The organism is Mesorhizobium sp. M0968 (assembly GCF_040319065.1).
Lineage (GTDB): Bacteria > Pseudomonadota > Alphaproteobacteria > Rhizobiales > Rhizobiaceae > Mesorhizobium.
Genome location: NZ_JAMYNL010000013.1, coordinates 45,838 through 58,906, shown reverse-complemented (window position 1 = coordinate 58,906; position 13,069 = coordinate 45,838). Strand labels below are relative to the sequence as shown.

Sequence of the window (13,069 nt, the reverse complement as noted above, 5' to 3'; positions counted from 1 at the left end):
ATGCGTTATGAGGAGAGCCGACCGTGACCCAAATGCGTAAGGAGATCGATAGCCTGGGCGAGATAGATGTCCCAGCCGACAAACTCTGGGGAGCCCAGACGCAAAGGTCTCTCGATCATTTTTCCATAGGGAAGGATTTGATCCCGCGCGAAATGATCGCAGCTTATGCCGTATTGAAGAAAGGTGCTGCCAATGCAAACCGCGCGGGCGGGCGGCTCAATGATCAGATCCATCGACTGATCGTGCAGGCATGTGACGAGATTCTTGGCGGACAGCATCAAGACATGTTTCCGCTTCATGTCTGGATGACTGGCAGCGGTACCCAATTCAATATGAACGTCAATGAGGTCATTTCCAATCGATGCTGCCAGCTCGTCGGGACGGCCCTTGGGAGCAAGACGCCAGTCCATCCGAATGACCATGTCAATATGGCGCAGTCGTCGAATGATTCATTTCCCTCCGCGATGTACATCGCGACATCGACCAATGCAAAGCGGCGCCTGATCCCGGCGGTCAGGCATCTTTATGAAGCCATTCTTTCCAAGTCGGAGGAATGGAAGGATATTGTCAAGATCGGCCGCACCCACATGCAGGATGCGACGCCGCTGACTCTCGGTCAGGAATGGTCGGGATATGCCGGAATGCTGGCCGACGACCTTGATCGGCTTGAGGCTTCCCTTGGCGGGGTCTATCGCCTTGCTCTTGGCGGGACGGCAGTAGGCACGGGAATCAACTCCACACCAGGTTTCGCAGAAGCTGCGGCGGCTGAAATCGCCAAGCTAACCGAGCTTCCGTTTGTAACCGCGCCCAACAAGTTCACCGTTCAGGGTTCGCACGATGCGCTCGTGCAGTTTTCTGGTACGATGCGCACGCTGGCAACCTCTTTGTATAAGATCGGCAACGACGTCCGTCTCATGTCGTGCGGACCACGAGCTGGCTTTGCCGAACTCGTAATACCTGCGAATGAGCCGGGCTCCTCCATCATGCCCGGCAAGGTGAATCCCACCCAGGCCGAAGCGCTCACCATGGTGGCCGTACAAGTAATGGCCAATGACGTCGCGGTCGGGTTCGGAGGGGCTAGCGGTTATCTTGAGATGAACGTCTACAAGCCGCTGATCATCCATAACATCGCCCATTCGATCACGATTACGATGGACAGCTGCACGAATTTCCGTAGGTTCTTGGTCGAGGGTACGCAGCCCAATAAGAAGAAGATTGCCCAGTATGTGAGCGAATCCCTGATGCTCGTGACCGCACTCTCCCCTGTTATCGGCTATGACCAGGCTTCGAGGATCGCGCACTACGCGATGGACAACGATATCACACTCAGGGCGGCTGCGCTGATGCTTGGCTTGGTTTCCGAAGCGGTGTTCGACCACGCGGTTGACCCAGAGAAAATGGTCAAACCTTACGTCGCGACCTGTGTCTAGGATTCGCGTCAGTTCGCCTTGCTCGAGTCGCCAGCATTCGTTGCCGGCTTCGGCAAGGCAACCATCATTTTCAATCTAGGAGTCTAGGAGTATCATGAGCGTCCCCCCTGTCGTGTTCGGCGAAGCGGCACTCGCGTTGCAGATTGGCCAGCCTCGGTTCAACGCCAACTGGAAAAGTCCCAGGCACCGATTCCGACGCTTGCTGTCTGAGTTTATCGGTACGGCAGGATTGACCTTCGTATTGTCGGCAGGCGCGGCGATTCTTGTACTGTATGGCGGAATACAGGTCGAGCCCATCATCGCTGCCTTCATCCTGTCGGCGATTTCTGCACTCTGGCTGGTCGTGGCGATCTATTTTCTCGGCGACATCAGTTCGCACTTTAATCCTGCCATGACGTTTGCGTTTACCTTGCGCGGCGATATGGGTTGGCCGATGTGCGCGGCCTACGTCGTTGTGCAGTTGATTGCCGCCGCGGCTGGGTCATTTCTTGCCCGGTCATTCTTCGGCATCGAAGGCAATCTCGCAGCCACTATCCCGCAACCGGAACAACTCATCCAAGCGGTGTTCTTCGAGACCATACTTACATTCGGCATGGTTTTAATGGTGATTTCGATGGCAAACGGCCCGAAGCTTAATGGCCAGTTTGTCCCAGTTGCCGTGGGTGCTTACGTGATGTCGCTCGGGACCCTGGGGGGGCCCTACGACGGAGCGGCGATGAACCCTGCCCGTGCTTTCGGACCCGACTTGGCGAGGGGCGATCTGTCCACGTGGTGGGTCTATGTCGTGGGACCGGTCGCCGGCGCGATCATTGCCGTGCTGGTTGCTAAGATTCTCCGAGGGCCGGCAAAGGCTCAGGAAGCCCGGGCAGCAATGGGAACGCCGCAGGACGAGTCCTGAGTTCGGTGGACTCAACTTCCGCCATCCGTCGAGGATAGATGTCTCAACCTGTTTCAAAGCTCTCCGATCGTTCTTTGAGCCGATCGGAGTCCGTTTCTTCCTTAGCTGAGAGGATTAACTCCTTTGCTGACTGAGTGCTGTGGTCCACGGAGCTGGTTCTCGATTGGAGCATGACCCGCAAGAACGAACGTCTCTGCCCTCGAGGCATTCGGCCGCTTGTTGTCGCCGGTGGACCCCAATCGCCGTTACGCCAACCACGAAACCGGACATTTTAGCTTTCGTCATTTTGGCCGGATCAGCCGCAGCCGGGCACGCGTCGCGACCAGCAAAGTGGTTATCTCACGCCTCTAGGAAACCTCGTCGAGGCATAGCGTTCACCGACGTTTGCCAGCGATAGCGGCCTGGCTCGATATATTTACCTGGACTGCTGATAGAAGGCTAAGCAGCCTTTTGCAGAGGATCAAGCAGGGCGCCGCTACCAAGAACAACAGCACAATCGCCAAGAAGGCTTCATTGAAGGAAATGGTGACGGCTTGCCTGTCGACAGCCTGCCGCAGAACCGATAGCGCGACTTTGCCAGAAACAACACCGTCGAGGCCCCTAGCCTCAAGTTGGCCCGCCACTGCCTTCAGGCGCTCCTCGAGGACAACCTCGCCAACACCCAGGTGTGATGCCAGTATCGTCCTGTTATGGGCAAGTTGTTGGTCGAGATAAGTTTGCAGGAGAGCCGTGCCCGCCAGACCGCCAACCTGCTTGCCAAGATCGAAAAGACCGATGCCGAAGGGCAGCGCTTTGGCAGGGAGCAGCGTGAGGGCAAACAGCGTCAAACCCACGAACAGGAAACCCAGTCCAAAGCCGCGCAACAGCAGCGGAAACTCCAAATCCACGGCTCCACTGTCGCTTGTCGAACCCGACATGAACCACATTGCCGAGGCGAAAAACACGACACCGGCAGGAGCCAGGGCAAGCGGATTTATTCCGCTTTTTTTTACGCCGATTCCTGCAACCAGCAGCGCACAGCCCAACATTGCTCCACTCGGCAGAAGAAGAGCCCCAGCATCCGTAGCTGTGAAGTTGAGGACGTTTAAGGCAAAGGCGGGGATGAGAAAAGCGCTGCCGGACAGGGCAAATCCGGCTACTAGACTGACGACAAGGGCGAAGCAATAGTCGGGATTACCCAAAGGCGACGCGGGAAGTATCAGACGATCCGATGCAAATTGGAACTCCCACAGCAGCAGGAGGATGACCGCCAGCAGACCGGTCACGGTGAGAAGGATGATGTGCCCGTCGTCGAACCAGTTGAACCTGCTGCCTTGCTGCGACACGTAAGTCAAAGAGGCTGCGGCGATTCCAGCCAGCGCGATCTGGATGTAGGGAGTGCGGATTTCGTAGCGGAACGTTCGTCCGCGGTCCGCCGCGAGCATGACAAGGGCGACAATGCCCACTGGCACGTTACTCAGGAATATCCAGTCCCACGACAGGTGGTCGACAAGCCAACCTTGGAGCGCTGGTGTCACTGTCGTTGGGGCCATTACGGAGCCGAGGGCCAAGAGAGCTTGCACAATCGGTTGCTGACGACTCGGGAAGCGAAAGAACAGCAATGTCTGGCCCGCCACGAGCACGGTCCCGCCGGCGAAACCTTGAACGATGCGGCAAGCGTCAATCCAGGCGATATCGACCGAAAATGTCATTGCGGCCGACGCCAAGAGAAGCGCAACCGCGCCGGCGCGCAAACAAGGCGTTGGCCCTCGCGCTGCGACAAACAAAGGCGCGACCAAAAAGCTGGTCACCTTGGCAGCGACAAAGGCGATGTCGAAAGTCGCGAATTCGTCCGTCGTGGCGTGTATGTCGCCCAGCATATCCAGGCGCCCAATAGAGAGCGCCGTGCTGGCGATCGAATCCATGACGGCAGTCAGTAGAACTCCGGTCAAGACCAGTATGGCGCCGAGCACCTCGGGCCGCTTGGTCAGCACCGGGAGCGGTTCGACGTGAAAGGTCATTGTGCGATACCGGTTCGATTTTCTGCGAGATCACCGGGTGGGACGGAAGTGGCGGTTGCGGGATTCGTTTCCTTGTCCACCCGAACGGCAATGCGGGCTGAGAGTCCAGGAACCAGCCGACCAGGCAATGGATTGCGCGTAAGTCTTATCTTGACTGGAACGCGCTGGACGACGCGGATGAAGTTGCCGGTCGCATTGTCCGGTGGCAGCAGGCTGAAGGCAGCCCCACTGCCCGGGGCGAAGCTATCGACGACACCATCAATCTGAACATCAGGGTACTCGTCGATGACCACCTGTACAGGCTGCCCGACCTCCACTCGATCGAGCTGGGTCTCCTTGAAATTGGCGACGACCCATACATCCTTGACTGGAACGACGTCCATCGCCGGGGTGCCGGGCGTGACGTACCGGCCGACGCGAACTTGCCGGTTGCCGATGACACCGTCGATTGGCGACTCTATAACGGTATTGGCGAGATCCATCCTCGCCAGGCTGACAGACGCCTTGGCCTGGGCCATCGCTGCTTGGGCGCCGGCGAGTTGGGCATCGAACACGCCAAGCTTCAGCCTTTGCGCCAGAGTCTTGGCCGCCGCGGCTTTGTCCCCAGCCTCGGCTTTTGCGAACGCGGTCTGCGCATCCTGGAGCTTTTGTTCGCTGGCCGTCCCGCTCTTTCGAAGCGCGGTGTAGCGGTCAAGATTGGCTCTCGCGAGGAGCAAATCCGCCGAGACCGAGCGCTCCTGCGCCACTGCCTGTTCGATCAGGGCATCTTGCAGTTTTTGCGTTGCTTCGATGTTTGCGATCTCGGCCTGTCGCGTGGACAGAGTGGCAATCGTTTGGTCGAGTTTCGCCCGGTAGTCACTGTCGTCGATGCGAAACAGCAAGCTTCCCTTGCTGACGCCGCCGTTGTCGCCGACTGCGACTTCGACCACATAGCCGGAGAGCTTGGGCGCGATGCTCGTTATGTCCCCACGGACATAAGCGTTGTCGGTGGTTTCTTCAAAACGACCGTGAAAATACCATTGCCAACCCCAGGCTGCCGACAGAGAAATCGTCACAGTCGCCACCATTAGGATACCGATCTTGCGAGCCCGGCTTATTGCTGCTCCCGTTGATTTTGGCGAAAATACCAAACCCAATGCGGGAGACGCTGTCGGTTGCGATTCGTCATCACTCCTCAACGCCGATTGGGTGGGTCCTTCAAAAACTTCAGCTCGGAGCATCTCAACCATCCAATCTCCCGTTCGATCTTGCGAATTGTCTGGCCATGTCAGAAGATTGCCGGCGACGCACAGACCTGGTCGACTCTGACAGCAAATCCTTTGCGACCAAACATCGCGGCACCCCAAGCGGAACCGTCACATAACGAGCACCCCCGTCCGAACTCTCTGGTTACCAGGTCTTCAGTCAATGCGAAGGCTCTGCTCCATCGCGTAGCACTGGTCCCAGATGAACACGTCATAGCCGGCCAGCCGAGATTGCCATTTGGGCGTGACGGCATTGACGCATTTCACAACGACACGGTCGATGTAGTTGTCGTAGACAGCCCAGAGGTTCGGCTTGTCCTCGGCTTCCATTTCCTCGCCCGGGGGCGTCGATTTGAGAGCAGCGGCGGCAGCCGCCTTCAGGTCATTCATGAATTCGAGCTGCGTCCGCACATCGGAATGAGTGCCCACGCGATTGACGTGGCCTCCGACGAGCGTTTCAAACGGCAATGTGTCGATGTACGCCACCTGGTCGAAGTAACCGGGGATGTCCTTGGCAAGCGCGAAACGACGCCAAGGCATCCAGCCGGGGAAGATCACATCGACCACCATCAGAACCTTCTGTTCGGGAGCATAGATGAAGATGTTCCCTGGCTCATGGGGACTGTTGCCGGGATAGCTCAGGTCCAGAATCTGACTGCCGACCTTCAGCGTATAGTGATCCTTGAACGTGACCGTAGGCACAGGGCGCCTTGGATCCTTCGCCCGTTCGAGCAGATGCAAGGTCTCTTCTTGGGCGATGATGATTGGATGACCGCCGAGGTCGTCTACGCCGCCAATGTGATCTACGTGCGCATGGCTATAGACGACATGTGTGATCGGTCGGTCGGTCACCTCCGCGATAGCCCGGCGTATATGGGCCGAGTATCCCGGAGGTGCGTCGACCACGACGACGCCTGATTCGTATACCAGGAACATCGACTGATAGCCGTTGTCGGTGACCATATAGAGACCACGGCCTAACTGTTGGGTCCGGTATCCCTTCTTCGGGTCGATGGCTGGAGTTACGTCTTCCTTGGGAATGGGAAGGTAGTGGTCAACGCGCGTGCCTATCGGCGCGAGCGACGGCATATTCTGATAAGGCGCGCCAGGCTCCCCTGGCAGGGTCTCGCCGCGGACCCCTTCGATGGGTGCCAACCCAAGTCCAACACCGATTGCAACAGAACCGATCTTCGCAGCGACGGTCAAAAGGGTGGAACGATAGACAAGCACAGCAAACCTCCTGCTTTGATTAATGCGTGCGGGAAGACTTTGCTCATAACTCCGCGGCAAGTTATTATCCTTAGGTATCGCGGACACCATGGTATCAGAGATATCCTACCGACCTTTGCCTCCGTTAGTTCCGGATCGAGCGGCCAAGACAGCCGATGCCGTGTTGGATCCATGACTGCCTGGGCTGGCGACCTCGCTGCCTTGAATGGCGTAAAGTATTGCCGAGACTATCGTACAATAGAATTCCCGCCATTCCTGGTCGATCTGCATCCCATCTAATATAGCGGGATCGACAAGGAGCGGACAATTGCATGCCAATGGTATTTCAATCGACGGGAGGCAACTTCTCGTCATGACGAGCTTTGAAGGATCGCGTACCGCCCATGGCGCGGACGTGGAGGAAACTCATGTCCCTGATACCACAAAGTCGGCGGATCGGTTCGGTATGACCGCAACATTCGGGGCCTATGGATACCGGGCAGAACAGCTTTCGGACAATTTTGTCCGGCTCGAGCCAATCATAGCCAATCTTTCACGACGTGACATCGAACTCCCAACCAGTAAGGTACGAGGTGGGGCTTCATGGGCCACCGAGAGCAGTGTGAGGCAAGCGCGATGGATTCTGGTGCCGCTATTTGGATTGTGGATTGCGATTGCCGCGGCGAATGTAATTTTCTGAAATGAAACGACACGATCAGTCTCAGGGGCGGACCGTCGCAGAACCGCTGGGGAGCGGCAGAACTGGTCGGCACCAAGCTGATACAAGTTGCTTCGGCAGGCAGCACCACGAATGATGGCGAGCGCTTTGCTCGGGCGCGTCATATTTGCCTCAGTGAATTACGAACCAGCGAGGGCATTCACGTCCGCGTAGAATTCGGCGTGAGGCTTGCCCGTGGCTGCGTCCTGGCGTTCTCTCATCATCATCTCGCGCTTGGCCTGCGGCATTGACATGAACGCTGTCTTGAACTCAGCTCTCGGCTTGAGCGTTTTCATGCCGGCATCGGTGTAGAACGGTCAAATGTTGTCGACCACATCGAGTGCGTCGGCAAAAGCCACTCCGCCAAAGACTGAAAGAGCAAGTGTCGCGGAGAAACAGGCGAACTTGAAGCTCATGTCCAACCCCTTCCTTAGTGTTGCCGAATTACAAATAGCGATTGCCATTTGGTATTTTCATAACACTTGCCGGCCGAATAGCCCCCGACGCGTTTTACGTTCCGGGGCTTGAGCGTAATTATATCCGTCGTTGCCGCGAATCGGTTCACACGAACTCGATAATTCTTGCCGGCGTGGGAATAATTGCGGTCAATGTCGGATTGCGCGGCTTCACCAGAGGACGCCGATGGATGTCGCCTGGCCGCCTCCCAAGGGCGCACCCGGCGGCTAGGCGAGAAGAGACGGAGGGCGTGATTTCCTGGCGTAGGAGGCTTCGAAACAGCAGTGGCGGGCGCTACGCCCGCCACTCTTCGGCTCAGACGGGGTTCACCACCCTGGCTTGGAGGATCATGAGCCGGCAAGAGCATTCAGGTCCGCACAGAACTCAGCGTAAGGTTTGGTCATTGCCGCGTCCTGGCATTCTCTCATCATCGCCCTGCGCTTCGCCGGTGGCAGAGTTGCGAGAGCCGCCTTGAATCTGGTTCTCATGATGGGATTCGTGTGGTTCAATTCGTGAATGGAACCGGTGTAGATCGTCTGCTTGTTGATGGGATCGATAACGTCGAGAGCGCCGGCGAGCGCGCTTCCGCCGAGTACTGAGACTGCAAATGCTGCGACAAGACATTTAGCTTTGATGTTCATGACGAATTCCTTCTCGTTAATGAACCAATTGTCCGCCGGACGACCGTGATGACGATCTGATCTTCACTTCCGTTGACCGAAACTCCCCGGACGAATTGTTATGTATCCGTAGGTCGGCGTGAATCTATTGTGCGATGGTGTCGTCGATACTTTGGCATAGGGTCGGTTGAGAGATGCTGATCCGAGGTGCGCTTGCCGAGGCCGCGGAAGGGATTCGGTACGATCGGCCGTTCTTGCTCAGTTCTCCAATTGCTTCGGCCGCTTCGTCCTGAAGATCTACAGGGCAACGTTGTTCTCGTGAATTTCTGGACGCGCTCTTGCATAACAGCTTGAGAGCACTCCCGTATCTCCGTGCTTGGGCCGACAAATACCGGGACCGTGGACTTTCGTCATCGGAGTGCATACGCCCGAATTCGCCTACGAGAAAAACTTCGTCGACGTGCGCAAGCAATCGGAATTGCTTGCGGTCGGCTACCCGGTTGCTCTCGACAACGACTACGGAATATGGCGAGCGTTCGGCAATCGAGCACGGCCTGCATTCTATGTTGAGTTCTTCGACGCTGGTGTGCGGGCCTACGCCTTTACTTTCGGATAGATGACGGGACAACGCGCGGACTCAATGACTGCGTGGTCATAACTCCGGCAGCGATGCGGAAGGGCAATCGGGGGAGGGAGGTCTTGGCTTCCGCGAGGGTTCGACGATACCAACGTGCAATGGAATAACCTTGCCCAAACGATAGACCTAGCTTTTCCATTGATAAAGAATGAGGGCGCAGGCGTGCCAACAAGATCGCTATTGCCCGCGGAGCGCGAGTTCATTGCCGCGATGGCGAGTGCTGGGATCGTTGGTGCCCTTCCCGGGACGCTAGAGGCGTGGACCCACGAGGATTCGACCCGAACTCGCGTGCCCTGCGGTGAGGCGGCGGCTCAATCCAGTCACGGGGAACAGTGGAACGGCGTTGACCAATACCATCGAGCAATTGATGGGGCGGCGTGGCTCTGCTCTCGTGTTCGCAGTTGGGTAGGTCTTGCCGTCGAACCGAAGGAGCTTGATATGAGCGATGATGTAGTGGGCGCCAAAGACGCAACCAATCGCCAGGAAACGCCGGCTATCGACATGAAGCTCGAGGTCGTCGTCATTCCCGTTTCCGATGTAGAGCGAGCCAAGCGCTTCTATGGCGGCCTAGGTTGGAGGCTCGATGCCGACTTCGCCGTTGGTGACACATTTCGGGTCGTCCAGTTCACGCCTCAGGGGTCAGCGAGTTCGATCCACTTCGGGACCGGTATCACGTCAGCGGTGCCCGGCTCGGTACAGGGACTCTATCTCGTCGTATCCGATATTGAAGCAGCGTTCGCCGAACTCGTAGCTTACGGGGTCGACGCGACCGAAGTGTCATACCGTACAGGGCCGGGACAGCCAGCGATCAAAGGCAGGGATCCGGAGCGGCGCAGCTACAACTCCTTTACCTCGTTCAAGGATCCCGATGGCAACGCGTGGCTGCTACAGGAAATCACCACGCGACTGCCTGGACGAGTAGACGCGGCCACGACATTCGCCACGTCGGTCGAGCTCGAGGCCGCGCTCCGGCGTGCAGCAGCGGCCCATGGCGAGCATGAGAAGCGGACGGGAGGAGAACGGGATGAGAACTGGCCCGATTGGTACGCCGGGTACATGGTAGCGGAACAGACCGGGCAGCCGCTGCCGACGTGAGCAGCGGCGTAGTTGGTCACGTCGCGCGAGGGATGCGGGAGAGGTGCTGACCCCCATACCGCGCGAGACCCCGACAGTCCGAGACCGGCAAGGATCGATGATCCTCGCTTGCTTGCTCCTCACCAACCAGAACGTATTGCCAATACCATCGTGCAATAGATTTACGCAGTTTGGAGGTTGATCTTCAAACTTATATTTGAATAGATCGGGCTGAGCGAGGAAGAAACGATGTCGGCGATATCGCTATCACCAACTCGGCGCGATGTCATTGTTGCGGCCGCAGCAGTTGGAACTGCCAACCTGGTGCCTAGAGCTTTGCATGCAGCGGCCGGAGAAGAATCCATCCGCCCGTTCAGTATTCACGTCCCGACATGGGCGCTTGCAGATCTTCGTCGGCGTATCAAAGCTGTAAGATGGCCGGAACGGGAGACCGTCAATGATCGCTCCCAGGGCGTCCAACTCGCAAAGCTGCAAACGCTCGTCGAGTATTGGGGCAGCCGTTATGACTGGCGCAAGGCTGAGACCAAACTGAATAAATTGCCGCAGTTCATTACCAGTGTTGGCGGATTGGATATTCAATTCGCGCATATTCGCTCACCGCACGAGAGGGCGATGCCATTGCTTATGACGCATGGTTGGCCTGGCTCGATTGTGGAACTTTTGAAAGTCATAGGCCCGCTGACCAATCCCACTGTGCATGGGGGGCGGGAAGAAGATGCATTTCACCTCGTCGTTCCGACGATGCCGGGCTACGGTTTCTCGGGTAAGCCGACTGCGACCGGTTGGGGTCCGGCGCGGATAGGTGGCGCGTTTCATGAGCTAATGATCAGGCTGAATTACAACGAGTACGTCTCGCAGGGAGGCGGCTGGGGCGCGATCGTTTCGCAGTTCTTGGCCGTTCAGGCTCCGAAAGGTCTTCTAGGCATTCATGTTAATATGCCTGGGAGTGTACCGCCGAGCATTCTTCGGCATCTCCGTAATTTCGACCCGGCGCCGGTGGAATTATCGGATCGGGAGAAGAGCGCCTATGATCGGCTGCTGCATTTCTACCGCGACGGTTTCGGTTACGCGGCGATGATGAATCAGAGCCCGCAAACCATCGGCCATGCCCTCTCCGATTCTCCGGTCGCAATGGCAGCGTATTTCTACGACAAGTTCGCGGAGTGGACCGATAGCGACGGGGAGCCAGAACGGATCTTCACCTACAACGAGATGCTTGATGCCATCTCTTTCTACTGGTTTACCAACTCGGGAGCTTCGTCATCGCGGTCGTATTGGGAAGGCGCGCAAGCAGGCGGTGGTCCGTTTGATGCGTTTGACATCCCGAATGTCCCTGTGGCGGTCACCGTGTATCCGGCCGAGATCTACCGCGCACCGCGGAGTTGGTGCGATAGAAGCTTCGGTAACCTCATTTATTGGAACGAAGTGGATAGAGGCGGCCATTTCGCGGCGTGGGAGCAGCCTTACGTCTTCTCTACTGAGCTCAGGGAGGCGTTCAGACCACTACGCCGAACAATCTGAGGCGAAAGAGGCGATTCTCCCCGCATCGCCTTTGCCCAGTAGCGCGGCCGGGTCGCCCCCCCACCCGGCCGCGCATTTCAGTTGCACGTGGGGCAAGAACGGACAATCATTTCCCTGAGGAGGCTTGAAAATGGACGGCATGCCACAACAAATTGACCACAATCGCCGCCGCTTACTCGGCACGGCCTTTGCGGCTATGACTGCCTTCGAACTGGGGACAGGCAAGCCTGCACTGGCGGGTTCGTCTGTGAACAATCCGGGCAAAAACCTCGTCACGAAAGCGGCTCAAATGTCGTTCGGTTCGTTGAAGCAGATTGATGCCGGATTGCTCAGCATCGGATACACCGAGACGGGCCCTGCCGCCGGCCCGGCCGTCGTACTACTCCATGGCTGGCCGTACGACATACACACATACGCTGACGCAGCGCCCCTGTTGGCTTCAAAGGGCTATCGAGTGATCGTGCCATATCTACGCGGCTACGGCACAACTCGGTTTCTTTCCGACGAGACCATGCGCAACGGCCAGCAGTCGGCGGTCGCCGTGGACGTTATTGCCCTGATGGATGCCCTGAGAATCGAACGGGCCACTATCGCTGGCTGCGATTGGGGCGCGCGAACGGCCAACATAGTCGCTGCACTGTGGCCAGAGCGCTGCAACGCTATGGTTTCGGTGAGCGGCTATCTAATCGGCAATCAGCAGGCAGGCAGGCAGCCATTGCCGCCGAGCGCGGAATTGCAGTGGTGGTACCAGTACTACTTTGCGACGGATCGTGGTCGCGCCGGTTATGAGAAATATACTCGCGATTTCGCGAAGCTAATATGGCGTCTCGCTTCGCCGCGCTGGAACTTCGACGATGCTACTTTCGAGCGCAGCGCGGCCGCGTTTGACAATTCTGATCATGTGGCGATCGTCATCCACAATTACCGCTGGCGTCTCGGTCTGGCCGAAGGCGAGCCTCATTATGAGGACCTGGAGAAGCGGCTTACGCAGGCGCCGGTCATCGCCGTCCCCACGATCACTCTGGAGGGTGACGCCAATGGTGCTCCCCATCTGGAAGCCAGCGTTTATGCGAAGATGTTCTCAGGAAGATACTCCCATCGTTTGATCACCGGCGGCATAGGGCACAATCTCCCTCAGGAAGCGCCGCAGGCATTTGCCGACGCAGTAGTCGAAGTCGGTGCGGCCACGTAACTACCGGCGCTGAAATCGACTGCCACATGCGCCGCAATGACGTCATATC

At 57.6% G+C, this 13,069-nt stretch carries 12 protein-coding genes; 7 read left to right on the top strand and 5 right to left on the bottom strand.

Annotated elements, in window-relative coordinates:
• Positions 1-32 precede the first annotated feature (32 nt).
• On the top strand, positions 33-1,430 hold the full coding sequence (locus NKH67_RS21395) for a class II fumarate hydratase (protein WP_352502359.1): 1,398 nt from the start codon (positions 33-35) through the stop codon (positions 1,428-1,430).
• 94 nt (positions 1,431-1,524) lie between these two features.
• Positions 1,525-2,328 carry an MIP/aquaporin family protein gene (locus NKH67_RS21390; protein WP_352502314.1) on the top strand — a complete coding sequence of 268 codons (804 nt, stop codon included), beginning with the start codon at positions 1,525-1,527 and terminating at the stop codon, positions 2,326-2,328.
• Positions 2,329-2,702: 374 nt separating this feature from the next.
• Here NKH67_RS21390 and NKH67_RS21385 read toward each other — a convergent pair whose 3' ends face one another.
• From NKH67_RS21385 to NKH67_RS21375, 3 genes are all read right to left on the bottom strand, one after another.
• A complete protein-coding gene (locus NKH67_RS21385) occupies positions 2,703-4,328 on the bottom strand; it encodes an MFS transporter (protein WP_352502315.1) in 1,626 nt (541 codons plus the stop codon).
• Positions 4,325-5,557, bottom strand: a complete 1,233-nt coding sequence (locus NKH67_RS21380) for an HlyD family secretion protein (protein WP_352502316.1) — start codon at positions 5,555-5,557, stop codon at positions 4,325-4,327. Before NKH67_RS21380 ends, NKH67_RS21385 begins: the two co-directional genes overlap by 4 nt.
• A gap of 171 nt (positions 5,558-5,728) precedes the next feature.
• A complete protein-coding gene (locus NKH67_RS21375; protein ID WP_352502317.1) occupies positions 5,729-6,802 on the bottom strand; it encodes an MBL fold metallo-hydrolase in 1,074 nt (357 codons plus the stop codon).
• 307 nt (positions 6,803-7,109) lie between these two features.
• Between NKH67_RS21375 and NKH67_RS21370 the strand changes: the two genes are divergently transcribed.
• Positions 7,110-7,481 carry a hypothetical protein gene (locus NKH67_RS21370; RefSeq protein WP_352502318.1) on the top strand — a complete coding sequence of 124 codons (372 nt, stop codon included), beginning with the start codon at positions 7,110-7,112 and terminating at the stop codon, positions 7,479-7,481.
• Positions 7,482-7,639: 158 nt separating this feature from the next.
• Here the strand turns inward: NKH67_RS21370 and NKH67_RS21365 are convergent, their stop codons facing one another.
• Together NKH67_RS21365 and NKH67_RS21360 are read right to left on the bottom strand one after the other, a co-directional pair.
• Positions 7,640-7,795 (bottom strand): hypothetical protein, encoded by a 156-nt coding sequence (locus tag NKH67_RS21365; protein WP_352502319.1) that lies wholly within the window; start codon positions 7,793-7,795, stop codon positions 7,640-7,642.
• Between the two features lie 507 nt (positions 7,796-8,302).
• The gene (locus NKH67_RS21360) at positions 8,303-8,596 is read right to left on the bottom strand and encodes a hypothetical protein (protein WP_352502320.1); all 294 of its coding nucleotides are present in this window, start codon (positions 8,594-8,596) and stop codon (positions 8,303-8,305) included.
• A 397-nt stretch (positions 8,597-8,993) separates the two neighbouring features.
• Between NKH67_RS21360 and NKH67_RS34205 the strand changes: the two genes are divergently transcribed.
• From NKH67_RS34205 to NKH67_RS21340, 4 genes are all read left to right on the top strand, one after another.
• Complete coding sequence (locus NKH67_RS34205) at positions 8,994-9,191, top strand: thioredoxin domain-containing protein (protein WP_502893788.1); 198 nt, start codon at positions 8,994-8,996, stop codon at positions 9,189-9,191.
• 459 nt (positions 9,192-9,650) lie between these two features.
• Positions 9,651-10,307, top strand: coding sequence for a VOC family protein (locus NKH67_RS21350; RefSeq protein WP_352502321.1), 657 nt, complete (start codon positions 9,651-9,653; stop codon positions 10,305-10,307).
• A 228-nt stretch (positions 10,308-10,535) separates the two neighbouring features.
• Positions 10,536-11,828, top strand: coding sequence for an epoxide hydrolase family protein (locus tag NKH67_RS21345; RefSeq protein WP_353031786.1), 1,293 nt, complete (start codon positions 10,536-10,538; stop codon positions 11,826-11,828).
• Positions 11,829-11,967: 139 nt separating this feature from the next.
• Entirely contained in the window at positions 11,968-13,020 is a 1,053-nt protein-coding gene (locus tag NKH67_RS21340; protein WP_352502360.1) for an alpha/beta fold hydrolase, read from the top strand.
• Positions 13,021-13,069 lie beyond the last annotated feature (49 nt).

Coding starts and splice junctions, on each gene's coding strand:
- NKH67_RS21395 (WP_352502359.1), top strand. CDS start 33: ATGCGTAAGGAGATCGATAGCCTGGGCGAGATAGATGTCCCAGCCGAC.
- NKH67_RS21390 (WP_352502314.1), top strand. CDS start 1,525: ATGAGCGTCCCCCCTGTCGTGTTCGGCGAAGCGGCACTCGCGTTGCAG.
- NKH67_RS21385 (WP_352502315.1), bottom strand. CDS start 4,328: ATGACCTTTCACGTCGAACCGCTCCCGGTGCTGACCAAGCGGCCCGAG.
- NKH67_RS21380 (WP_352502316.1), bottom strand. CDS start 5,557: ATGGTTGAGATGCTCCGAGCTGAAGTTTTTGAAGGACCCACCCAATCG.
- NKH67_RS21365 (WP_352502319.1), bottom strand. CDS start 7,795: ATGAAAACGCTCAAGCCGAGAGCTGAGTTCAAGACAGCGTTCATGTCA.
- NKH67_RS21360 (WP_352502320.1), bottom strand. CDS start 8,596: ATGAACATCAAAGCTAAATGTCTTGTCGCAGCATTTGCAGTCTCAGTA.
- NKH67_RS21350 (WP_352502321.1), top strand. CDS start 9,651: ATGAGCGATGATGTAGTGGGCGCCAAAGACGCAACCAATCGCCAGGAA.
- NKH67_RS21345 (WP_353031786.1), top strand. CDS start 10,536: ATGTCGGCGATATCGCTATCACCAACTCGGCGCGATGTCATTGTTGCG.
- NKH67_RS21340 (WP_352502360.1), top strand. CDS start 11,968: ATGCCACAACAAATTGACCACAATCGCCGCCGCTTACTCGGCACGGCC.